This window comes from Paenibacillus sp. FSL L8-0641, assembly GCF_038006265.1.
Lineage (GTDB): Bacteria > Bacillota > Bacilli > Paenibacillales > Paenibacillaceae > Paenibacillus > Paenibacillus polymyxa_D.
Genome location: NZ_JBBOUW010000001.1, coordinates 4,124,051 through 4,148,488 on the forward strand (window position 1 = coordinate 4,124,051; position 24,438 = coordinate 4,148,488).

A 24,438-nucleotide genomic window follows, 5' to 3' on the forward strand; every position below is an offset into this window, starting at 1 on the left:
TCGGTTCACCACATATCGTGTGAATGAATAGCCATGCGCTTGTTGTATGTCACTTGTACATACGTTCAAGGTTACACCCTGAAAACTGGATCCGAAACTCATTTGCGTTTTATTTTAGGATAAGCCCTCGACCGATTAGTATTGGTCAGCTCCATGCATTACTGCACTTCCACCCCCAACCTATCTACCTCGTCGTCTTCAAGGGGTCTTACTAATTGGGAAATCTCATCTTGAGGGGGGCTTCACGCTTAGATGCTTTCAGCGCTTATCCCTTCCGTACATAGCTACCCAGCGGTGCTCCTGGCGGAACAACTGGTACACCAGCGGTACGTCCATCCCGGTCCTCTCGTACTAAGGACAGCTCCTCTCAAATTTCCTACGCCCACGACAGATAGGGACCGAACTGTCTCACGACGTTCTGAACCCAGCTCGCGTACCGCTTTAATGGGCGAACAGCCCAACCCTTGGGACCTACTTCAGCCCCAGGATGCGATGAGCCGACATCGAGGTGCCAAACCTCCCCGTCGATGTGGACTCTTGGGGGAGATAAGCCTGTTATCCCCAGGGTAGCTTTTATCCGTTGAGCGATGGCCCTTCCATGCGGTACCACCGGATCACTAAGCCCGACTTTCGTCCCTGCTCGACTTGTAGGTCTCGCAGTCAAGCTCCCTTCTGCCTTTGCACTCTTCGAATGATTTCCAACCATTCTGAGGGAACCTTGGGGCGCCTCCGTTACTCTTTAGGAGGCGACCGCCCCAGTCAAACTGCCCACCTGACACTGTCCTCGCACCGGTTCACGGTACCAAGTTAGAACCTAGATACGATCAGGGTGGTATCCCAAGGATGCCTCCCTTCAAGCTGGCGCTCAAAGTTCTACGGCTCCCACCTATCCTGTACAGATCGTACCCAAATTCAATATCAAGCTGCAGTAAAGCTCCATGGGGTCTTTCCGTCTTGTCGCGGGTAACCTGCATCTTCACAGGTATTAAAATTTCACCGGATCTCTCGTTGAGACAGCGCCCAAGTCGTTACGCCATTCGTGCGGGTCAGAATTTACCTGACAAGGAATTTCGCTACCTTAGGACCGTTATAGTTACGGCCGCCGTTTACTGGGGCTTCGGTTCATAGCTTCGCCCGAAGGCTTACCACTCCCCTTAACCTTCCAGCACCGGGCAGGCGTCAGCCCGTATACTTCGCCTTGCGGCTTCGCACAGACCTGTGTTTTTGCTAAACAGTCGCTTGGGCCTTTTCACTGCGGCCCCCTCGGGCTATTCACCCTACCGAGGCACCCCTTCTCCCGAAGTTACGGGGTCATTTTGCCGAGTTCCTTAACGAGAGTTCTTCCGCGCGCCTTAGAATTCTCTTCTCGCCTACCTGTGTCGGTTTGCGGTACGGGCACCTTCTCCTGGCTAGAGGCTTTTCTTGGCAGTCTGAGATCATGACCTTCGCTACTACAATTTTCGCTCCCCATCACAGCCCAGCCTTACGATGTGCGGATTTGCCTACACATCAGCCTCACTGCTTAGACGGACATCCATCAGTCCGCGTCACTACCCTACTGCGTCACCCCATCGCTCATAGCGGATTACGGTGGTACAGGAATTTCGACCTGTTGTCCTTCGACTACGCCTATCGGCCTCGCCTTAGGTCCCGACTTACCCTGAGCGGACGAACCTTCCTCAGGAACCCTTAGGCTTTCGGCGGATCTGATTCTCACAGATCTTTTCGTTACTCATACCGGCATTCTCACTTGAATGCAGTCCAGCGCTCCTTACGGTACACCTTCAACCCGCATTCAACGCTCCCCTACCCCTGATGCAAAGCATCAAGCCATAGCTTCGGTGGTGTGTTTAGCCCCGTTACATTTTCGGCGCAGAGTCACTCGACCAGTGAGCTATTACGCACTCTTTCAATGGTGGCTGCTTCTAAGCCAACATCCTGGTTGTCTGTGCAACTCCACATCCTTTCCCACTTAACACACACTTGGGGACCTTAGCTGATGGTCTGGGCTGTTTCCCTTTCGACAATGGATCTTAGCACTCACTGTCTGACTCCCGGAACTAAATCTATGGCATTCGGAGTTTGACTGAGCTTGGTAACCCTTGCGGGCCCCGCACCCAATCAGTGCTCTACCTCCACGATTCTTCTTTCCGAGGCTAGCCCTAAAGCTATTTCGGGGAGAACCAGCTATCTCCGGGTTCGATTGGAATTTCTCCGCTACCCCCACCTCATCCCCGCATTTTTCAACATGCGTGGGTTCGGGCCTCCAGTGCGTGTTACCGCACCTTCACCCTGGACAGGGGTAGATCACCCGGTTTCGGGTCTACGTCCACGTACTCATTCGCCCTATTCAGACTCGCTTTCGCTGCGGCTTCAGCTCTTCACCTTAACCTTGCACGGGAACGTAACTCGCCGGTTCATTCTACAAAAGGCACGCCATCACCCATAGATCGGGCTCTGACTTCTTGTAAGCACACGGTTTCAGGATCTATTTCACTCCCCTTCCGGGGTGCTTTTCACCTTTCCCTCACGGTACTGCTTCACTATCGGTCGCCAGGGAGTATTTAGCCTTGGCAGATGGTCCTGCCGGATTCATACGGGGTTTCACGTGCCCCGCACTACTCGGGATCCGTCTCGGAGGGAACAAGTTTTGAACTACAGGGCTTTTACCTTCTCTGGCGGGCCTTTCCAGACCTCTTCATCTAACCGGTTCCTTTGTAACTCCATGTGAGACGTCCCACAACCCCAAGGAGCAAGCTCCTTGGTTTGGGCTAATCCGCGTTCGCTCGCCGCTACTGACGGAATCACTATTGTTTTCTCTTCCTCAGGGTACTTAGATGTTTCAGTTCCCCTGGTCTGCCTCTATTCTGCCTATGTATTCAGCAGAAAGTGACTGTCGATGAAGACAGCCGGGTTTCCCCATTCGGACATCCCCGGATCAAAGCTTGCTTACAGCTCCCCGAGGCCTTATCGTTGTTCGCCACGTCCTTCGTCGGCTCCTGGCGCCTAGGCATCCTCCGTGTGCTCTTTGTAGCTTAACCTAGTATTTACATCGTAAATACGATTTGCTTTGAATTTCGGTTCAACACTTACGTGTGAATGAAATTCAAGGCAGCTACCTTTATTTCACTTGTTTACACAAGATCAGCTTAAAGGAATATTCTAAAACGCAATTTCGTTTCGGTATCCAGTTTTCAAGGTGCAATTCGCTTCATCGAAGCGAAACCCGATGAATATTTCGGTTCCACACGAATGTGTGAATGAAGTATTCGTCGAAGCTTGAGAGTTTGAACTCTCAAAACTGAGCAACGAGTGAGTAAGTTCAGGATATTCATTTCATTCACACGATTGTGATGAACCGAATTGAATATCCGGTCGCAGGTACATGTACCTGCTAATTTGAATGTTTCCATCGCAGGAAACGATTCTCCATAGAAAGGAGGTGATCCAGCCGCACCTTCCGATACGGCTACCTTGTTACGACTTCACCCCAATCATCTACCCCACCTTCGGCGGCTGGCTCCCTTGCGGGTTACCCCACCGACTTCGGGTGTTGTAAACTCTCGTGGTGTGACGGGCGGTGTGTACAAGACCCGGGAACGTATTCACCGCGGCATGCTGATCCGCGATTACTAGCAATTCCGACTTCATGTAGGCGAGTTGCAGCCTACAATCCGAACTGAGACCGGCTTTTCTAGGATTGGCTCCACCTCGCGATTTCGCTTCCCGTTGTACCGGCCATTGTAGTACGTGTGTAGCCCAGGTCATAAGGGGCATGATGATTTGACGTCATCCCCACCTTCCTCCGGTTTGTCACCGGCAGTCTGCTTAGAGTGCCCAGCTTGACCTGCTGGCAACTAAGCATAAGGGTTGCGCTCGTTGCGGGACTTAACCCAACATCTCACGACACGAGCTGACGACAACCATGCACCACCTGTCTCCTCTGTCCCGAAGGAAAGCCATATCTCTACAGCGGTCAGAGGGATGTCAAGACCTGGTAAGGTTCTTCGCGTTGCTTCGAATTAAACCACATACTCCACTGCTTGTGCGGGTCCCCGTCAATTCCTTTGAGTTTCAGTCTTGCGACCGTACTCCCCAGGCGGAATGCTTAATGTGTTAACTTCGGCACCAAGGGTATCGAAACCCCTAACACCTAGCATTCATCGTTTACGGCGTGGACTACCAGGGTATCTAATCCTGTTTGCTCCCCACGCTTTCGCGCCTCAGCGTCAGTTACAGCCCAGAGAGTCGCCTTCGCCACTGGTGTTCCTCCACATCTCTACGCATTTCACCGCTACACGTGGAATTCCACTCTCCTCTTCTGCACTCAAGCTCCCCAGTTTCCAGTGCGACCCGAAGTTGAGCCTCGGGATTAAACACCAGACTTAAAGAGCCGCCTGCGCGCGCTTTACGCCCAATAATTCCGGACAACGCTTGCCCCCTACGTATTACCGCGGCTGCTGGCACGTAGTTAGCCGGGGCTTTCTTCTCAGGTACCGTCACTCTTGTAGCAGTTACTCTACAAGACGTTCTTCCCTGGCAACAGAGCTTTACGATCCGAAAACCTTCATCACTCACGCGGCGTTGCTCCGTCAGGCTTTCGCCCATTGCGGAAGATTCCCTACTGCTGCCTCCCGTAGGAGTCTGGGCCGTGTCTCAGTCCCAGTGTGGCCGATCACCCTCTCAGGTCGGCTACGCATCGTCGCCTTGGTAGGCCTTTACCCCACCAACTAGCTAATGCGCCGCAGGCCCATCCACAAGTGACAGATTGCTCCGTCTTTCCTCCTTCGCCCATGCAGGTAAAGGATGTATCGGGTATTAGCTACCGTTTCCGGTAGTTATCCCTGTCTTGTGGGCAGGTTGCCTACGTGTTACTCACCCGTCCGCCGCTAGGTTGTGTAGAAGCAAGCTTCTACACAACCCCGCTCGACTTGCATGTATTAGGCACGCCGCCAGCGTTCGTCCTGAGCCAGGATCAAACTCTCCATTAAAGACCAACCGAAGCTGGTTTATAGAAAGAGCGATAAGCTCATGTTGAAACTGACGAGATAAAAATATCTCTTGTTTGATTTTGCGAACAAAATCGTTTTACTCACTCGTTGTTCAGTTTTCAAAGATCAAACCTACATCATATCTCACTTTGTTTCACCACCGCATCTCAGCGGCGACTTAAATAATATATCATGTTTTCTGCGTCTTTGCAACACTTTTTTTAAGAGAATTTTATAATCAACTCTGCTTTGTTTTCGTGTTGCTAACTATCTTGTAAAAGACAGCTATAAGAATATACCACATATATAAGCTTAGTAGCAACACCTTTTTCAAAAAATTATTTTCTCATCTTTAAAATCACTGCATTTAAATAAAGAGACCATTATTCCCTCAAGCAGAATAACAGTCTCTTTAACATTCATTTCTTTCTCTTAATGACTAATAAAGCCAGGGCACTACTAGGAGTCTCTCTTCTTTTACTTTTAGCCACGTCAGTCCCTAATCCATGGATTTTTACGCGAACGAGCACTAAAGGATGAGGAACGAGTTTCTCCTCCAGTTGAATTACGGGATTTTTGCTTCTTATGAGTAGCATTTTTACTGGAAACCTTGACTTTGGACGTCTCTTCTTTGGATGTGCTGCCAGAGCTGTCTTTTGATTTACCTTTACTCACGCTACGATCCTTTGTTTTAGAAGAAGAATCAATTTCATTTTGGGATGCTATAGTCAGATTGTTACCTACCTCCTGCGTTCCTGGAATTGCTGGTGCCGACTGGACGTTCTCTTCCCGGCATCCACAGTCTGGCATAAACATATAGGGTGTTGTATATCCCTCTAATGGATACATAGGTGCATTCCCATGCGCAAACGGATGATAAGGGGAATTCGCAGATTGTTGTCCTTGTAGTTGGCTATAGTCGGATACGTGTCCAGCCGCAGGCAAACCATATGGAGGTCCTCCCCATGCCTGGCTCCATTGACTGCTCTGGACTGTACTCTCTGAATACTGCGGCGGATGCCCTTGATGGATAAATGGAGGATAGACAGGATAGGATGCATTTTCAGACACTTCATGGCTCGGATAATATCCGGGGGCGCAGCAATCTGAATAGGCAGGATAAGGTGTTGGATAGGCATTTATAATTGGTGTCTGCACAGGCCCCCAGCACCATGGATGCTCACAGTCATGATGATAGCCCTGATCAGAAACTACAATAGGAGAGGCATATTCTGTTAAGGAGGTATTTATAGGCGCTTGAGGAGACCCAATCCCCGGATACCACGAGTTCGGCATTGCATTTATTTGTGGGCTATAATCAGATGTCGGCTGTTGTATCGACCACTCGGAATTTACCATCGACTCCGATTTTGTGCAGCCGCAAAACTTTTCAGCTACAGGTTGCTTCACAACAGTTGTAGGAAGCTGTGGCTTAGATGCAATCGGTTGGGTAACTATAGGTTGCATTTGAGGTGGAGCAGGTGGTGTAACTATGGGCTGCATTTGAGGTGGAGCGGGATTTACGGGTGCCATAGGAACTTCAGGCAGTTTTAATTCAGGAAGCTTAGGAGGATTCACTGTTTCTTTCGGCTGTGTCATCTCTTCTTTAGGGCTAGGCATATTCTCCAGTTTAGGCTGTATTAATTCCGCCTTGGGCTGGGTAAGTTCTTCCTTGGTCGGGGATTCGGTTTTAGGCTGTGTCATCTCTTCTTTGACTGCGGTATTTTTTTTATTCTCAGTAAAATCAGAATTCTCTTCTTTGTAGTGTGGAATATTAACTGTTTCTCCAACCAGTAGTGCATTCGGGTTTTTAAGCTGGGAATTGGCATCAATAATTAGCTTGAGCGGTACATTCCACGCCTTGGACAATTTCCACAATGAATCTCCTTGCTTAACCTTGTGTTGATATACCGTTGACGGCTGTGTTTCCATCGTGACAGGCTCTGTCGGAATTTTAATTTTCTCTCCGATGCTCAACTGATTAGGGTCTGCCAATTGGGGATTGGCGGCAATAACTTTCTCCAGCGTCACATTATACTTCTGTGCCAGCAAGTATAGAGTGTCACCTTTTTTGACGATGTGTATTTTCACAGGTCACAAACCTCCTAGACTTTCGTTCGGGCGGGATAAACGCCCGGCTTCTGTTATTACATCCTATGCACCTACCGGGCGAATGACCCCATACAAACAAAAAAATCCTTTTAACTAAATACTCTCGCGAGCATTCAGTTAAAAGGATTCGGTTTTATTTTAGTCCTGCCACACTTTGTAGCCATCCTGATCCACGATCTTCCGGAATTCAGTCAGGAGCTCCAAAGTCACTGGGCCAGCAACGCCGGAGCCGATCGTACGACCATCCACCTCATAAGCTGCAATAACTTCTGCCGCAGTTCCTGTAAAAAACACCTCGTCCGCAACATATACATCATGCAGTGTAAAAGGTTGTTCCTTAAGGGAGTACCCAAGCTTAGCACACAAATCGATAATAGCATTACGAGTAATTCCTTCAAGAGCTCCCAAATAGCAAGGAGGTGTATACAACACTCCGTTTTTGACAATGAAAATGTTGTCTGCAGAGCCTTCCGTCACATATCCTTGGGAATTGAGCATAATAGCCTCACCTACACCAGCATAGTTAGACTGGATCTTCACGAGGATATTGTTGAGATAGTTCAATGATTTAATCTTCGGATTCAAAGCATCCGGGATGTTGCGACGCTGAGAGACAGAAATTGTCTTCAGGCCAGTCAAGTAAGCTTCTTCTGGGTAAATGGCGAGCTGCTCCACGATAATGATGACACTCGCCTTCGCACAACGAAGAGGGTCTAAACCTAGATTTCCTGCACCTCGGGATACAACTAGACGGATATATCCGTTACGCATTTCGTTAAGACGAATCGTTTCAGCCATTGCTTCCAACATTTCATCAGAAGACAACGGAATGTTTAATTGAATGGATTTCGCAGAATCATACAGGCGCTCCAAGTGCTCCTTACATTTAAAAATATTCCCGTTATAAATACGAATGCCTTCAAATATACCGTCTCCGTACAAGAATCCATGATCATATACGGAAACCTTTGCGTTTTCCTTAGTCACATGCTGCCCATCCAGATAGATCCATTGTTCTGCCATTAAAATCACACCTCCGATTAATGTTCCTTTAAAGTAGGTTCGATCGCTGCTTCAACATACTTGTAGCTTGGATAAGAGCCAAGAATACGTACACGGCACCCCAAAGCCTCGATCTCTGCAAAGGCTGCTGGAAGCAGAACGGAATGCAGAGATTCCAAAACTTCAATGTAAAAATAATAATTCCCCAATTGCTTTTTGGTCGGACGCGATTCAATACGGGACAGATTTAACCTGCGCCATGCAAATGCGGATAAAACCTGATGCAGCGCTCCCGGGAAGTCCTGCGGCGGCGTGACCAAAATACTGGTGCGCTGACCTTCAGGCACACCCGGGAGACTTATAGGTTGATGACCGATCAAGACAAAGCGGGTAAAGTTGTTATCGTGATCCGTCACTTTGCTGGCCAAAATATCCAATCCGTGTTTGGCAGCCGCAAGCTTGGTTCCGAGAGCGGTCCAGCCTTTACCGGGGTTATGTTTAACAATTTCGACGGCTTCCGCCGTACTTCCTGCACTCTCCAGCTCGGCCTGAGGAGCGAAAGCCTGTATGAATTCTTTACACTGAGGAAGCGCTACAGGATGAGACATAATTTTGACCACTTTGCTCAAATCCAGCTTGTCCAAATCCTTCGTAAATTCGCTACGATGTCCAATAAGATTTTGAATTGAAGGATATACCCATTCCGCCTGCATTTGAATGTCTACTTCATGTACAAGCCAATCCATATGCAAACTTACAGAGCCATCAATCGTATTTTCAATGGGAATTACACTATAGTCTGCCTGTCCCTTGTCTACTGCCTGAAATACGTCCGCAATATGCTTGTAAAACAGTAATTTATGGGGCGTATCTCCTAACAAATACTTAATCGCTTCATGAGAAACGGTACCCTCAGGAAGAAGTGCAATTCGTTTCATATCGTAAGTTCCCCTTTAATCATATCCATAAAAGGGAGAGTATTCCCTTCTGTATATACTTTAACTCCTTCATTCTCTGGGCGCAATTTTAAAACAGACGCAGTGATCCCCTCTTTGTTCATGGTATCCGTTAAATATTGCTCCAGCTCCGCTTTCCGATTCTCCCGTTGATCCGTCAATGCCAGCAGCGTCGGTCCAGCCCCACTGAGAGCCACACCCAAGGCACCATAATGGTGTGCATCCTGCAAGATCTCTGTCATACCCGGCACAAGCGCCGCGCGGTAAGGCTGATGGAGCTGATCACGCATCGCTTCGGCGATTAAGTCGGTTCTTCCCGATGCCAATGCTGCTACCAGCATGGAAGCATGACTTATATTATATACAGCATCCTTCAATGATACGTGCGCGGGTAGAACCTCTCTGGCTTTCGACGTGGACAGCTGAAAATCTGGAATAACTACCATAACCTCCAAATTGGCATCCGGTTCAAGCCGTAAATGCCTAGCATGCTCGCCGTCCCACATCGCTGTAATAATACCACCAAACAGGGAAGCTCCAACATTATCCGGATGTTTTTCAATGGCGCTTGCCATATCGAACAGCTTGGAACCCGGTAGAGGCGAGCCAATCAACGTATTTGCAGCGACCAAGGCGCCCACAATGGCAGAAGCACTGCTGCCCAAACCACGAGTGAGTGGAATATCTGAGTACATCGAAATATCGAGCTCAGGAACTGATACACCTGCTTCCCGAAAAACCATTTGTGCTACCTTGAAAATCAGATTAGTTTTATCTTGGGGAACACCATTCATTTCATCTCCGTATAAATGAAAAGCCGTCTGTTCGGCCTCCTTCATTTCAATCCATGCATATAAGGACAATGCCATGCCCAATGTATCAAAGCCGGGACCCAAGTTGGCCGTACTCGCAGGCACACGCACTCTTGCTGTTTTTAAAACGGTCATACAGACAATTCCTCCTGCTTTTATTGACTATCCCTCTACTCGATATACGCTCTTGATCCGACGGATGACGTCCAAAGTTTCAAAATGCTCCAAAACCTTTTTCATACTTGCTTTACTGGCTAAATGAGTCACGATAATAATTTCAGCATCGGGGTTAACCTCATTCGGTTGCTGCACAACAGATGCCAGACTGACATCAAATTCAGCAAATACTTGCGTAATCCGTGCCAACACCCCTGCTTTATCATCCACATGCAGAAGCACGAAGTTTTTGAAATACACATCTTCGTCGTTACTAATTTTTTTAGGGTTGTAAGGAACGATGGCTTTAAGCCCATTGACACCAAGTTTGAGATTTTTCACTACAGCTACTAAATCGGCTACAACCGATGTTGCCGTTGGCATTTCACCTGCACCCGCACCATAAAACATGGTTTCACCCACTGCTTCACCATGCACATATACCGCGTTGAATACCCCGTTCACCGAAGCCAATGGATGTTGCTTTCGTACCATAGTCGGCTGAACGTTAATCGTAAATTCATCACCTTGTCTCTCTGCAATGCCGAGTAATTTCATTTCATATCCTAGTTTTTTAGCAAAAGCAATATCTTCACTGGTTACCTTTGAAATGCCGCTGACACTTACATCCTTGAGCTCTACATTAGAGCGGAAACCCAGCGTGCCGAGAATTGCCATTTTACGGGCTGCATCCAGTCCTTCCACGTCTGAGGTCGGATCGGATTCAGCATACCCAAGCTCCTGCGCTTCCTTGAGAACTTCCTCGTACGAGGCCCCTTCCTGACTCATTTTGGTTAAAATAAAGTTTGTCGTACCGTTCACAATCCCCATAATGCGGGTAATGCGGTCGGAGGAGAAACCTTCAATTAATGTACGAATGATCGGGATACCACCTGCTACACTCGCTTCATAAAAAATATCACACTGCTTTTCCTGCGCCTTTGCTAATACTTCAGAACCGTGCAAAGCCATTAAGTCCTTATTTGCTGTTACGATGTGTTTACCCCGCTCCAGCGCTTCCAGAATGTACTCCTTCGTCTGATCAACGCCGCCCATGACTTCGATAATTACATCAATTTCAGGGTCCCGAATAACTTCCCATGGGTCCTCAGTAAGCTTGCTCGTCTCCACTTCAATGGAACGATATTTTTCTATGTTTTTTACAGCTATTTTTTCAATGATGATCGGTGAACCGACTTGTCTGCTCAAGTCTTCCTGATTGCCTTCTACGATTCGAACGACTCCCGTTCCTACCGTCCCCAAACCTAACAATCCTACTTTGACCGGTTTCATCCATTCCCCTCCTGCTAACTTTTATCTAATGAACTGTATTGCCTTAACCTTGCCCAATCAGGCGAACACGTTTGACTCCAGAGATATCTTCCAAGCCCTCCAGTAGAACACCCAACTCTTCACTGAGTCTGGACATTTCTACCGAGATGACTACGTTGGCTCTGCCTTGCAGTGGAATACTTTGCTGGATCGTCAGCACATTGCCTCCGAAATCTGCCACTCTGCCAAGCACCCTGGACAACATTCCGGATTGATGCTCCAAATCAATAGAGATATTAACAATTCGCTCACGCTCCAGCTGGTTAACCAAATGTATGCCATCCTTATATTTATAAAAGGCGCTTCGGCTTAGCCCAACTTGCTCGACGGCATCATGCACGGTTTTAACATCTCCTGAAGCCAGCAGCAGTTTCACCTGTATGGTCTTAACAATAGCTTCAGGCAAAATATCTTCCCGTACCAAGTAATAGCGCTCTTTCAAGAACGTCCTCTCCTCAAAGACTTATGTTTTTGTATAGAGGACATTATATCGAAACTCATGAAAATCGGCAAGCAAACAATGCAAAAAACGGCTACTGCCTTCTATAGAGTTTCCTATAGTACAGTAACCGTTCAGGTTTTAGACCTTAATTTAAAATTTAGTAGTAGCTGCTGCCTTCAACAAATTCGAACTCGAAATCAGCAATGCGTACAGATGTACCATCTTTGGCACCACGCTTGCGTAACTCAGCATCCACACCCATGTGGCGTAACGTTCTTGCTAATTTCAAAATAGCATCATGCGAGTTCAACTGCATGCGCTTCATCATGCGCTCAATTTTAGGGCTCTGCACCACGAATGTATCGTTTTCACGTACAATTGTAAAGCCCTCGTCTTCTGCTGTATCCAGCTTAAATACCTTACGTTCATTGACTTCTGCTACTTCCTCAACAACCGGCTCGTCTGGTATTTGATCCAGCAAATCAGCAGCCCGGTAGAGCAGTTCCTTCACACCTTGACGTGTCAGTGAGGAAATAGGCATGATTTCAAGATCAGGACGTATAGAAGCAATCTGCTCTTTGAAGTGAGCCAGGTTTTCTTCCGCTTCCGGCATATCCATTTTATTGGCCGCCACAATTTGTGGACGCTCAGCCAATGCTGCATTATATTGTTTCAATTCGTCGTTAATTTTAGTCCAATCTTCAAACGGGTCACGTCCTTCGGAGCCCGCCATATCCACGACATGGATAATAATACGCGTCCGCTCAATGTGCCGCAGAAATTCATGTCCCAGCCCAATACCTTCATGAGCTCCTTCAATCAAACCAGGCAAATCCGCCATCACAAAGTTACGATGATCACCCACATCTACAACGCCCAAATTCGGAGTAATCGTTGTAAAGTGGTATGCCCCAATTTTCGGTTTCGCGGAAGATACAACAGACAACAAGGTAGACTTTCCTACACTAGGGAACCCGACCAAACCTACGTCAGCCATCACTTTTAACTCAAGCGTGATATAACGTTCTTGTCCTTCTGCGCCATTCTCAGCCAACTCAGGCGCTGGATTACTCGGCGTAGCAAAACGGATGTTCCCGCGTCCTCCGCGTCCTCCTTTAGCTACGACGACTTGTTGACCATGACGTGTCATATCTGCTACTACTTCACCAGTATCATCATCTATGATGACCGTTCCCGGTGGTATACGTACGATCATGTGCTCCGCATTGGCTCCGTGTTGACTTTTGTTACGACCTTTCACTCCACGCTGGGCTTTAAAATGTCGTTGGTACCGAAAATCCATCAAGGTACGCAAACCCTCATCTACACGGAAAATTACATCTCCACCGTTCCCTCCGTCACCACCACCTGGGCCACCTTCAGGAACGTATTTCTCACGACGAAACGCAATTAATCCGTCTCCGCCGTCTCCGCCTTTAACAAAAATCTTCGCTTTATCTACAAACATGGTTACACCTTCCTTATGTCTGGCACTGCATCCGAATTTGAAACATTTCGCCCGTAGGGAGCTTCTCTGTTCGAATGCGTTCACTTCCGGGTACGGATCTGACCCGCTTAAGGATATTCAAATCCGCAGGTATGTCACTTCCTTCAAAACGGACGATAACATCATTCTGATCCATACCGAAATAAAGTGTCAATCTGCGCACTTCTCCCCAGGACGACCGGCCCCCGCCATATTGATACGCACGCACCGTTTCTATGACGGCCGAGGCAAGCGACTCGCCGTCTTCGGGAGACATGACAGCGTCTAACTTTAACTGCTCCTCAACCTGTACCGACAACTGTAAATTACCGGCGTTCACGCGAAAAGACTGTAAATAAAACACCAGTGAGGGAATACCCAACTTAGATATTTTACTGTCTTCCGCCACGCGCCCTTTTATTGTTTCCACATAAGCAACAGATTTATCATGCTTATTCATGCGAATATATCCATAAAGCACCTGCAAGTCATTCATCCAGTCATGCCGATGATGGTTAAGCATTGCAATCGCTGTACGCTCAAAAGAACGCAAAGCAGCTTTCCGCTCATACTCAACCTGTCTATTCGTATACCACATACCAAAACATGCAGCAACTACAGACCATACTGCTAATAAGATAATCGTTAATACTTCGGGATAGAGCAGTGAAAAAACCAAAGGAATCAGAATGGAACCCAACGCCAGATAAGGCGCTCTTATCCGCTGGAACATGGCTTCTCTCCGTTCTGCGATAATTAAATGGATTATTAAAGAACCTTAATCCAGTATAGCACAGACTAACTTTCCAGTTCATTACCATCATGCAAAAAAGCCTCCGACAAAAGTGCCGGAGGCTTTTCAGCGTGTCTAAGCCGCTATTAAGCTTCTACAGTAGCTGCTACTGGAGCAACGTCGATCGGGTAGATGCTCACCTTTTTGCGATCACGGCCCCAACGTTCGAACTTCACAACGCCGTCCACTTTCGCGAACAGGGTGTCGTCCTTACCGATGCCCACGTTCGTGCCCGGGTGAATTTTCGTTCCGCGTTGACGAACCAGGATGCTACCGCCGGTAACTGCTTGACCGTCAGCACGTTTCACTCCAAGACGTTTCGATTTACTGTCACGTCCGTTTTTTGTGGAACCTACACCTTTTTTCGATGCGAATAATTGAAGATCCAATGTCAATTTCAACATGATGTCTACCTCCTTCTTTGATTATTTTCTATTTGAATATACTTACCGTATGATTCAGCAATGCTTGTCAGCATAATCACCATGGACTCCAGCAACAGTTGAACCTGTGCGTTCGCATCATGATAACTTTCAGGAGAAAGATACGCGCTTAAAAAGCCGTTTTCCATTTCCGTTTCCATCTCAACGTCCGTAAGAGCTCCAATCGAATTGACAGTTCCTACTGTTACCGCCGAAACGCCAGCACATACGATATCCTCGCCAGATTTAGCGAAATTTGCATGTCCTTTAACGGAAAACCCCTGTATGCTGCCATCCTCCAGTCGTGTAATACGCACGATAATCACTTATCGCACCCTCTTACGCTTGGATTTTTTCAATCGTCACTTTCGTGTACGGTTGACGATGACCTTGCTTCACATGGTAGTTCTTTTTAGGTTTGTATTTGTATACGATGACCTTTTGACCTTGACCATGCTTCTCAACTTTAGCTGTTACAGAAGCTCCAGAAAGAAGCGGTGTACCTGCTGTCAAGCCATTGTCGCCGGACACTGCCAGAACACGATCGAACGTTACAGTTTCACCATCATTAGCTTCCAACTTCTCGATGAACAATACGTCGCCCTCTTGAACTTTGTATTGCTTACCACCTGTTTCGATAATTGCGTACATTTGCTTGCACCTCCTTATGTCTCAGACTCGCCTAATAGCAGGTGGCAGATTCCCTTAGGATACTGCACTTCAGTACCTGATTGGAGCGGTTACAGCATGTGCAGCCAATCTTACGCATCACACATACTAAATGATTGTAGCACAAGCTTTATACACATTCAACCTTTAGTTTTAAAATGATTTTGGGTTACGCATCGCTCTACACGAGCGTCTTTTCTTCACGCACTTTTTTGCGGGTCATTTCCAGCAAACCTAACCGCGTCCAACCGACAACATAAGATTTGGTCCGATCCTTCTTCAATCTTGCTTCCAGCACAGAGGATACTTCCCGACGGTTCTCCTCTTGTTCCATGTCAATAAAATCAATGATGATGATACCACCAATATCACGCACACGTACCAGGCGGGCAATCTCTTCAGCTGCTTCAATGTTAGTCCGGGTTACCGTTTCTTCCAGATTACTGCCTCCCGTAAACTTTCCCGTATTCACATCAATAACGGTTAATGCCTCTGTATGATCAATGACAATGTATCCACCGCCCTGCAGCCATACCTTTCGCGCAAAATCGCGTTCCAGCTGCTCATGAATGCCATAAGCTTTAAAAATCGTTTCTTCTGCACCACGAAATATACTTACATGAGCTTTCGCAGGACCAATCTGTTGCAGCATGATTTCTGCATCCTTTGCTTGCTCTTCACTGTCAATAACCAGTTCATCCTGTTCAGGTGTAAACACATCCCGAATCAATCGCTGAACAATACTTAAATCCCGGTGTAATTCGCACGGAGCCGAGTATTCACCCGCTTTACGCTGAATAGCCGTCCACTGCTTACGCAGTTGATTCAGATCATTTTCAATCGCATCTATACTCATGTCCTCCGAAACGGTACGGATTATGAGTCCTTCCTCACTTGTGCGTAGCTGCTCTCCCATTGCTTTCAAACGGGTGCGCTCGCCCTCACGTTCGATCTTCTTGGATACGGCCACATAATCAGCACGGGGCATATATACGATCCAGCGACCCGGAAGTGAAAAATGAGTGGTGACCCTGGCTCCTTTGCTACCAACTGCCTCTTTTAATACCTGTACTACAATTTCCTGCCCCACCTTTAACACTTCAGAAATGGATGGCTTTACCTCCGGCTGCTTGTCCAAATGAGCATGAAGTACGTCATCTACGTACAAAAAGGCATTCTTTCGCTGTCCAATGTCAACAAAGGCGGCTTGCATACCTGGTAGCACATTGACCACCCTCGCTTTGAAAAAAGAACCTAGAATCCCCCGTTTTCGCGGTAGTTCAGCCGCATATTCAACCAATCGTCCCTCTTCCAACAGCGCCATTTGGGTCATCTGCTGCTGGCATTGTACAATCATTTGCTTCATGGTTTTTCAACCTCTCTGGATACAGCCTCTTTCTTACTCATAAAACATTATTTAGGCTTGGGTTCTCCACCATCTGGCGGGCGTGTCGCAAAATAAGAGCGAATAAGGCGTTGCTCCGGCAGTACGGCTACAATTCGTCCCTGTTCATTCATAACATAAACCATATGATACCGATCTCTTCTGAAAAGACGCAAAATAGGCTCCAAATGTTTCATTGGCAGGGATACAATAGGTAAGGCAATACTTCCCTTAGCTATTTCGCGGTAAAAAAGCTCGTCCCTCCCCAGCAAAAACCGTATAAAACGGTAAGGGATATTCCGATAATCCACAATATTAGAATAAAGCAAAAAAATCCCTACCGCCAGCAGATTTAAATGCATAGGCCCATTTTGCCTTAACAACGGTGAAATACCATACATACAAAATAGCAGACTCGTTACGATACTGGCCCTAAAGGTCCACACTAATGTGCGGTGATAAGAAAAGGATAAGCTAATCATTGCCTGCAATATTTTCCCACCATCAAGTGGTAAAATGGGCAGCAAATTAAACAGTGCAATAACTGCATTCCCCTGAATTATATAATTTACATAATCATACTCCGGTCCACTCACATTTTTGAACCATAAAAGGATGATGATCATGATTCCGTTTTGCAGGGGCCCCGCTAGCGCAATGACAATCTCCTTCCACGCATTGAGCTTCCCCTGATCCTCAATGACCGCAACTCCTCCAAAGGGTAGCATCTGTATGGAAAGCACCCGCGCGCCTAACAACGAAGCAGCTGTCGCATGACCTAGCTCATGAATAAACACCAATGTAAATAAAGTGATGATCTCGATAAAATGTCCCGTTATTATGGAGGTCAGCATAACCAATACAAACAGTGGATGTAGTGATAAGGTCACCCCTCGGACATTAATCAAGGGCTACCACTTCCGACGGGTCAATGTAGTGATCCCCTCTCTGAACTGCCAAAAATAAAGTTGCCCCCTCGCTGCCGCTGCGACTTGCTGGCAGTACACCGATCTCATCTCCCTCCTGAACCCAGTCGTTCACTTTTAAGGTAGAGCGGGAAAGCCTCCCGTAAGTTGCTGTGATACCGCCAGTGTGTCGAACTGTAACCGAAATCCCGCTTTTGGGATGATTTAATATGTCTAATACTCGTCCTGCATCTATACTTTTAACAACGATTGGCCCGTTGTCAGTGACATTCGGCGTAATTTCTACCCCTTTCAGGCTCAGTACAAAAGGCTGTGTTATAGTGCCTTCGATCGGTGGAGAGCCCTTTCGATTTGCGGCTACCTTGTGCGTTTCATGCTCCTCGCCAAAAATCGGCAAAAAGGAAGGAGCTCCGTCAAAATAAGTTTCATACCATTGTCCGACGGCTGCAAAATCCATATCCTTATTCAAGGCATCCGCAATAAACATTCTCAAATTCACTGCATAGGGAATATCCCAACGAAACATTCCCCATACCATTCCAAATAACACCGTTGCTATGACTGATCTTCGCCAAAAGGAAGTCCAAAAAGACGGAGCACGATTCGCCCCAAAAGATTGCTGCCAGTGTTGCCGCTCATTTTTCCACTCCGTTTCTGGGTCTCTGGACGAGTTGGCACTGACTATAGGCATCGACCTCATATCTTTATCCCCGTGCCTGTACTGATATATGCCAGAGGGATACGTCTCCGCTTTGCTTCCCGCGATTAGCTGCTGTATACGTTCTTCTCTGCGCTGCTTGATTCCGGAATTTTTATTCATCCTGTTCAGCCCCCTCAGCGAGGTATGTTTGATACATCTTATGAGGACGGGCTTCAACTTATGTTGTCCCGCTCGGGAATAAGTACCTAAAAATCAAAAAAACCGGCGCTAACGCACCGGATTTGTTTTGTGTTTATAATATTTATGTAGTGACCCTAAATTTTGTGAAGCCGTATTATAGGAATTTAAAAAGACAAACCAAAAACACTTAAATAAGATTATTACTTATTTAAGTGTCTAGTATTACAAATGAATACTACTACAGCTCCTACCTTAGAACCAATAGAAAATCACTTAGGAAGCGTGGAAGCAATTTACCAGCCATAACTTCCGGTTTTCCTCATCCACCCATACCAAAAAACTTCTTAAAACGTGTCATCACGCTTTTCTTCTGGTCTAGCTGCATGAGGGGCACTGTATCGCCCAAAATCCGTCTCGCAATGTTACGGTAAGCAATCGCGGCCTGTGAATCTGGATTCATAACGGTAGGCTCCCCTGTATTAGCTGCTTTAATTACCATTTCATCATCCGGCACAATCCCAATAAGGTCTATGCTAAGCACTTGTAAAATTCCATCAATATCCAACATATCTCCGGATTTAACCATGCTATTGCGAATGCGGTTAACCACCAACTTGGGTGATATCACATGTGAGCTTTCCAGTAAACCAATTACCCGGTCTGCATCGCGTACGGCTGCATTTTCCGGAGTAGTCACAACAATAGCCTGATCCGCCCCAGCAATGGCATTTTTAAAGCCTTGTTCAATACCCGCAGGGCAATCGATCAATATATATTCAAAATCCTTTTTAAGCTCCAAAATAATATCCTTAACCTGCTCCGGCGTAACAGCACTCTTGTCCTTGGTTTGAGCGGCTGGCAGCATATACAGCTCCTCAAAACGCTTGTCCTTAACCAGTGCCTGATTTAAACGGCAACGACCTTCCGCTACATCAACAAGGTCGTAAATAATTCGGTTTTCCAGACCCATCACAACGTCTAGATTACGCAAACCGATATCCGTATCCACCAAACATACCTTTTTGCCGAGTAGTGCAAGCGCTGTTCCTATATTGGCTGACGTCGTCGTTTTGCCGACGCCGCCTTTTCCTGAAGTGACGACGATAGCCTCTCCCATGTGCTACACCCCTTTGAACACGTTAAAATCGCGGCCCAGACGCACAATATTGCTCATTTTATCTATTTGCATAGCGCCATCCTTGAGATACGCAAATTCCATACCGGATTCACGTGTCTCCCATTCGTCTGGTGGACGGCTGATCATTTCGGAAATTCGCAACTGTGTCGGTGCAAAATAGGAAGCCGCTATAATCGCTTCACTATTTCCCTCCATCCCTGCATGCGCCATGCCTCGCAGAGCGCCGAGGACATAAATATCACCAGTACATGTTATAATTCCACCCGGGTTTACATCTCCCAAAAAGAGTAGGTTCCCATTGTGATGAAGCACTTGACCAGATCGGATAATCCCTGTCACCGTATGAATAGGGGGCTTTCCCTGCACTTCCACAGGCAGTCCAGGTGATTCTACAGACCTGATGAGCAGATTCCCCTTTTGCTTCAAAATCTCCAGAATACTTTCCTTCTGTTCCTCTGTCACTTCTCGGCTTCCCAGCTTAATATCCACATGAATGATCGGGCCTGTTAAAATATTTTGATGACTGTGCTCCAGCTTAAAACGCAGCTCACCCAGCAAATTCTCAAACTCGCATTGATCGTCCAGCAGGAATACCAGGCCATCTTTGATGCCTTTAATCGTGACATGATTCGATTTCACCGCCATTAGCCTGTCCCTCCTATCTCAATCATTTCGTCCCCGGGACGTCAAATCCCTGCTAACCCGGACAAAATGTGTGTAAAAAGACCTAGACAGCCTCTTCCTTTTTCACACGGGTACCCAAACGCTGCAACTGCTTGCGAACTGGGACATAAATGATGAGGGCGAACAGAAAATGGATAAATAAATCAGGAATTATATACTGAGCAAGTGCCCAATTGAAAGTCTGATGATTCAGCTGGAACAGCTGGTCAATGGCAAAAAGCATAGAATCCAAGAGGAAACTACCAATCAACACGGCTGCCATCATAATGGGCATCTGCGCACGTCGAGCTGTAAAAACAAGCCCCAATAAGTATGCAGACAACCCCATTGCAAAAGAATAAGGCCCAATGATAAACCCATAGAACACTACATCATGAATAAGTCCAAAAACAATACCTAGCACCAATGCTGTATGACGGCTGTAATACACAGACACAAACAAGATCACGACATACACAAAATTCGGAACCATTCTTGAATGCCAACTATCCGGAAGAAGCCATGGAAGAATCGTCCCTTCAGCTATAAACAGTACAAACAGCAGCAGTATTAGAACCTGACCGCGCATCTTCATTATTCCGGTACCTCAGGAGTGTAGAGGATGAGCAGTTCTTTCCAATCCACAAAGCTGGCTGCCGGTTTAATAATCGCTGTCCGTGTTTTGCCAAACTCCCCAACCTGAATCTTCTCTACCGTTCCAACCATTAGGTTTTTGCGGAATTTACCACCTGCGCCAGATGTAATAATCTGATCACCCTTTGCGATTGGATCTTTTTCCTCAATGCGAGTCATTTGAAATCTGTTCGTACCCGGATCATAGCTTTCAATCATACCAAACGATTGATTTTCCTTGCCCAAGACTGTCGCTGCAATAGCATAAGAATTCGGATTTTTAGGATCCAATGTAGTCAATAGGGTAACGGTGGACGTAAAATTCCCCGTTTGACTAATGACTCCTACAAATCCTTCAAGCGAACTGACTTCCTGACCAACCTTCGCTCCGTCCTTCTCACCAATATCGATCACAAGCGTTTTGGAATCATTGCTGACGCTGTTCACTTGAGCAACACGATAATCATAATTATTTTTCGCCTTTTGCGTTTGGGTGAACTTCAGTTCATTCTGCAGTCTGGCATTTGTTTCAACATAATTATGGGTCTGAATTTGGTCACGAGTCAGCTTTGCCACAGCAATTTTTAACCGTTCATTTTCTTCGTAGATACTGCGCATATTCCCGATATCTTCAAAGAAGCCCGCTATTGCAGAAGCGGGCCTGTAAAAGATACCTTGCACAAAGCCAATCGAATCTCTGGCGAACTTCTCGGGCCAGGTTAAGGAATTCCTCTGTCCAAGTGTAATCCCCATAAGGGCAATAAACAGAACGATTCCAATCAATAGAACAAATAGTCTTTTATTGCCAAGCAGCTTAAACAGTTCCTACACCCCCGATTCAACGTTTGGAACGGACGGCAGAACTGCTGCGCGATTTGAACAAATGAATATTTTCCAACGCTCTGCCTGTGCCGATTGCCACACAATCTAGAGGATTTTCTGCTACGATCACCGGCATTCCGGTTTCACCTGCCAACAGCTTGTCCAGGTTACGTAGAAGTGCTCCACCGCCAGTAAGTACAATACCTCTATCCATGATATCCGCTGCCAATTCGGGAGGGCATTTTTCCAGTGTTACTTTAACCGCATCCACGATTGCATTGACTGTATCCGATAATGCTTCACTAATTTCATCAGAAGTAATCGTGATCGTCTTCGGCAAACCTGTTACCAGATCACGTCCGCGGATTTCCGAGGTTTCCACTTGCTCTAATGGCATAGCTGAACCCACTTCCATTTTCAGTTGCTCTGAAGTCCGTTCACCAATCATCAGATTGTATTGGCGCTTCACGTATTGGATGATGGACTCGTCCATTTCATCGCCAGCGACACGCACGGAGCGGCTTGTTACAATCCCACCCAGGGAAATGACTGCCACCTCGGTTGTACCTCCACCGATATCGACAACCATACTGCCTGTAGGCTCCCATACAGGAAGATCAGCGCCAATTGCTGCTGCAAACGGCTCCTCTATCGTATATGCCTCTCTTGCGCCTGCTTGCTTCGTCGCATCTTCAACAGCACGCTGCTCCACCGCAGTAATGCCCGAAGGCACACAAACCATCACGTTCGGATGGCGTGGAAACAAAGAGCGTTGGGCTTGCGCCTGACGGATAAAATATTTGATCATCGTTGCTGTCGTATCAAAATCAGCAATGACACCGTCCTTCATCGGACGAATCGCACGGATATTTCCCGGTGTGCGACCGATCATTTTTTTCGCAGATTCACCAACAGCCTCAATGGTTTTTGTATCTGTACGCAAAGCGACTACAGATGGTTCACGAACCACAATTCCTTTACCTCTTACGTATACAAGCGTGTTTGCCGTCCCCAAATCTATTCCCAAATCTTTTGTAAAGCCACCCAGCATGATGTAATCTCCTTTTCTCTTCCCTGAAATCTGTTATCCAATGTATAAGCGGTTTATTCAGGCCGGATTATCCGGTCGTGTTTAAATGTTTGATTTAAATATTATATTATATCAGACCTTGTTCCTTCAAACTTACAAAGGTCCCGTCCCCGATCACTATATGATCAAGCACGTCGATACCCACGATGTTGCCCGCTTCCATCAGGCGGCGAGTCAACTGGACATCTTCCGGGCTTGGCTTCGGATCACCGCTCGGATGGTTATGAGCGCAAATTATTGAAGCACTGCTGCATTTGATTGCTGCCCGAAATACTTCACGTGGATGCACGATGGCAGAATTCAGGCTACCCATAGATAGTGTTTCCTGAGCAATGACATGATTTTTAGTGTTAAGGAACAAGCATACAAAATGCTCTTTCTGCAAATAACGAAGCTGCTCAAACAACAGATCTGCCACATCCCGCGGGCAACTAATCACCGGGGTCTCCAAATGGCGAGACAAAGCTAATCGACGCCCCAGTTCGATACCCGCTTTTAGCTGTATCGCTTTAGCATCCCCAATGCCCTTAATCTGGGTCAACTCGTTCAAGCTCATATCCACCAGTTGACGCAAATTTCCTGCCTGCTGCAAAATACGCTGCGCTAAATGCACCGAAGACTCATTTTGCGTTCCTGTACGCAGCAATATTGCCAGCAACTCCGCGTTGCTTAAGGCATCCGCCCCATATGTCATCATGCGCTCTCTTGGTCGTTCTTCATGGGGGAGGTCGCGAAGCATCAGTATTGGCGACTCCAGCATATGTTTATCCCCTTTATGGACGCAACACATTCACTCCAAAATCGGACAGCATGTCCGACAGCAAGGAAAGCGGCAATCCTACGACGTTAAAATAACAACCCTGAATAGATTCCACCAGCGTAGCACCCATGCCTTGAATGCCATACGCTCCTGCCTTGTCAGACGGTTCACCAGTATTCACGTATGCCACAATTTGCTCTTGACTCAGAGGCTTCATTGTAACCTCCGTTTGGCGATGTCTGACAAGCACTTCGCCGGTTCCGGTATGTATGCAGGCTACCCCGGTGTACACGCGGTGTGTCCTTCCCTGCAATGCAGTCAGCATGCGAACTGCGTCCGCATGGTCGGCTGGCTTGCCCAATACCGAACCATCCAGCACGACAATGGTATCACTGCCAATCACCAGTCCGGCTTCCTTCGACTGAGTGACGGTGTTCACGACCGCTTGGGCTTTGCGTGCCGCAAGGGTCTCCACGATTTGCTGAGGCGTCCAGCTCTCAGGCGTGCTCTCATCCGCATGACTTGGCACCACCTCAAAGGGGAGTCTCAAAAATGCGAGCAATTCCTTCCTTCTTGGTGAAGTCGATGCCAAAATAATGCGGGGCGTAATTTTCCCGTCCATAAGGGAAGCTCCTTTTCATCAGTTAGAGCCTGCGGTACAGCCAGAACGCGGCAATGATGCCGATCAGACTAAGCAGGCTCAATTCAAAATTTATTGTTATGTTGTAGCTGATAATATCCAGGTCCGCTCTCGGCGACCAAGATATCCTAGTGGGGTGGGTCAGAAAAGAAAGGAATTTGATCGATTGAAGGGCTTTGGCAATCCATGCACCCAAGAGCCAACCGAGCAATAAAAACAGTATAAGCATTCCTACATTTTTTTTCATCCTGATCTTCCCTCGCCATTTTTTGACACCTTCATTATTATACGGTGATTTGTACTGCAATACAAACAGAAATCCGGCATGGGGAACTATTTCCAGTTCCTTGCCGGAAAATATGGTTAGC

At 47.0% G+C, this 24,438-nt stretch carries 22 protein-coding genes, 2 rRNA genes and 1 other annotated feature; all 24 genes read right to left on the reverse strand.

Going from position 1 to position 24,438, the window contains the following annotated elements; translation table 11 throughout:
• Positions 1–115: 115 nt before the first annotated feature.
• Positions 116–3,041: ribosomal RNA gene (locus MKY16_RS18630) — 23S ribosomal RNA — on the reverse strand.
• Between the two features lie 394 nt (positions 3,042–3,435).
• Positions 3,436–4,991, reverse strand: a 16S ribosomal RNA gene (locus tag MKY16_RS18635).
• Together the 16S and 23S rRNA genes form the textbook arrangement of a ribosomal RNA operon.
• 492 nt (positions 4,992–5,483) lie before the next feature.
• Positions 5,484–7,082 carry a LysM peptidoglycan-binding domain-containing protein gene (locus MKY16_RS18640; protein ID WP_340956565.1) on the reverse strand — a complete coding sequence of 533 codons (1,599 nt, stop codon included), beginning with the start codon at positions 7,080–7,082 and terminating at the stop codon, positions 5,484–5,486.
• A 159-nt stretch (positions 7,083–7,241) separates the two neighbouring features.
• On the reverse strand, positions 7,242–8,126 hold the full coding sequence (ilvE, locus tag MKY16_RS18645; protein ID WP_165148833.1) for a branched-chain-amino-acid transaminase: 885 nt from the start codon (positions 8,124–8,126) through the stop codon (positions 7,242–7,244).
• A gap of 17 nt (positions 8,127–8,143) precedes the next feature.
• Positions 8,144–9,043: a prephenate dehydratase gene (pheA, locus tag MKY16_RS18650; RefSeq protein WP_340956568.1), complete on the reverse strand. Its 900-nt coding sequence runs from the start codon at positions 9,041–9,043 to the stop codon at positions 8,144–8,146.
• Positions 9,040–10,008, reverse strand: coding sequence for a homoserine kinase (thrB, locus tag MKY16_RS18655; RefSeq protein ID WP_307353465.1), 969 nt, complete (start codon positions 10,006–10,008; stop codon positions 9,040–9,042). The genes pheA and thrB overlap by 4 nt, the downstream gene beginning before the upstream one ends.
• Positions 10,009–10,035: 27 nt before the next feature.
• A complete protein-coding gene (locus MKY16_RS18660; RefSeq protein WP_029518429.1) occupies positions 10,036–11,322 on the reverse strand; it encodes a homoserine dehydrogenase in 1,287 nt (428 codons plus the stop codon).
• A gap of 43 nt (positions 11,323–11,365) precedes the next feature.
• Positions 11,366–11,803, reverse strand: coding sequence for an ACT domain-containing protein (locus MKY16_RS18665; RefSeq protein ID WP_013311587.1), 438 nt, complete (start codon positions 11,801–11,803; stop codon positions 11,366–11,368).
• A gap of 157 nt (positions 11,804–11,960) precedes the next feature.
• Entirely contained in the window at positions 11,961–13,271 is a 1,311-nt protein-coding gene (gene obgE, locus MKY16_RS18670) for a GTPase ObgE (protein ID WP_039272573.1), read from the reverse strand.
• 13 nt (positions 13,272–13,284) lie between these two features.
• Positions 13,285–14,022 carry a Spo0B domain-containing protein gene (locus MKY16_RS18675; protein WP_029518427.1) on the reverse strand — a complete coding sequence of 246 codons (738 nt, stop codon included), beginning with the start codon at positions 14,020–14,022 and terminating at the stop codon, positions 13,285–13,287.
• A 146-nt stretch (positions 14,023–14,168) separates the two neighbouring features.
• A complete protein-coding gene (rpmA, locus tag MKY16_RS18680; RefSeq protein ID WP_039272574.1) occupies positions 14,169–14,486 on the reverse strand; it encodes a 50S ribosomal protein L27 in 318 nt (105 codons plus the stop codon).
• 5 nt (positions 14,487–14,491) lie between these two features.
• Positions 14,492–14,830: a ribosomal-processing cysteine protease Prp gene (locus MKY16_RS18685; protein WP_013311591.1), complete on the reverse strand. Its 339-nt coding sequence runs from the start codon at positions 14,828–14,830 to the stop codon at positions 14,492–14,494.
• A 13-nt stretch (positions 14,831–14,843) separates the two neighbouring features.
• Positions 14,844–15,155, reverse strand: a complete 312-nt coding sequence (gene rplU, locus MKY16_RS18690; RefSeq protein WP_013311592.1) for a 50S ribosomal protein L21 — start codon at positions 15,153–15,155, stop codon at positions 14,844–14,846.
• A gap of 13 nt (positions 15,156–15,168) precedes the next feature.
• Positions 15,169–15,256: a sequence feature (ribosomal protein L21 leader region), on the reverse strand.
• 98 nt (positions 15,257–15,354) lie between these two features.
• Positions 15,355–16,539 (reverse strand): Rne/Rng family ribonuclease, encoded by a 1,185-nt coding sequence (locus MKY16_RS18695; RefSeq protein WP_340932982.1) that lies wholly within the window; start codon positions 16,537–16,539, stop codon positions 15,355–15,357.
• Between the two features lie 47 nt (positions 16,540–16,586).
• Entirely contained in the window at positions 16,587–17,465 is an 879-nt protein-coding gene (locus tag MKY16_RS18700) for a M50 family metallopeptidase (RefSeq protein WP_029518424.1), read from the reverse strand.
• Complete coding sequence (locus MKY16_RS18705) at positions 17,458–18,303, reverse strand: M23 family metallopeptidase (protein WP_340956573.1); 846 nt, start codon at positions 18,301–18,303, stop codon at positions 17,458–17,460. Before MKY16_RS18705 ends, MKY16_RS18700 begins: the two co-directional genes overlap by 8 nt.
• 340 nt (positions 18,304–18,643) lie before the next feature.
• Positions 18,644–19,441: a septum site-determining protein MinD gene (gene minD / locus MKY16_RS18710; protein WP_013311596.1), complete on the reverse strand. Its 798-nt coding sequence runs from the start codon at positions 19,439–19,441 to the stop codon at positions 18,644–18,646.
• Between the two features lie 3 nt (positions 19,442–19,444).
• Entirely contained in the window at positions 19,445–20,107 is a 663-nt protein-coding gene (locus MKY16_RS18715) for a septum site-determining protein MinC (RefSeq protein ID WP_029518422.1), read from the reverse strand.
• A gap of 82 nt (positions 20,108–20,189) precedes the next feature.
• On the reverse strand, positions 20,190–20,720 hold the full coding sequence (gene mreD / locus MKY16_RS18720; RefSeq protein WP_029518421.1) for a rod shape-determining protein MreD: 531 nt from the start codon (positions 20,718–20,720) through the stop codon (positions 20,190–20,192).
• Entirely contained in the window at positions 20,720–21,541 is an 822-nt protein-coding gene (gene mreC, locus MKY16_RS18725; protein ID WP_029518420.1) for a rod shape-determining protein MreC, read from the reverse strand. The genes mreD and mreC overlap by 1 nt, the downstream gene beginning before the upstream one ends.
• Before the next feature lie 55 nt (positions 21,542–21,596).
• The gene (locus tag MKY16_RS18730) at positions 21,597–22,631 is read right to left on the reverse strand and encodes a rod shape-determining protein (RefSeq protein ID WP_013311600.1); all 1,035 of its coding nucleotides are present in this window, start codon (positions 22,629–22,631) and stop codon (positions 21,597–21,599) included.
• Positions 22,632–22,737: 106 nt separating this feature from the next.
• On the reverse strand, positions 22,738–23,430 hold the full coding sequence (gene radC / locus MKY16_RS18735) for a RadC family protein (protein WP_103050169.1): 693 nt from the start codon (positions 23,428–23,430) through the stop codon (positions 22,738–22,740).
• Positions 23,431–23,443: 13 nt separating this feature from the next.
• Entirely contained in the window at positions 23,444–24,052 is a 609-nt protein-coding gene (locus MKY16_RS18740; RefSeq protein ID WP_039272577.1) for a Maf family protein, read from the reverse strand.
• A gap of 22 nt (positions 24,053–24,074) precedes the next feature.
• Complete coding sequence (locus MKY16_RS18745; RefSeq protein WP_023989955.1) at positions 24,075–24,317, reverse strand: DUF4321 domain-containing protein; 243 nt, start codon at positions 24,315–24,317, stop codon at positions 24,075–24,077.
• Positions 24,318–24,438 lie beyond the last annotated feature (121 nt).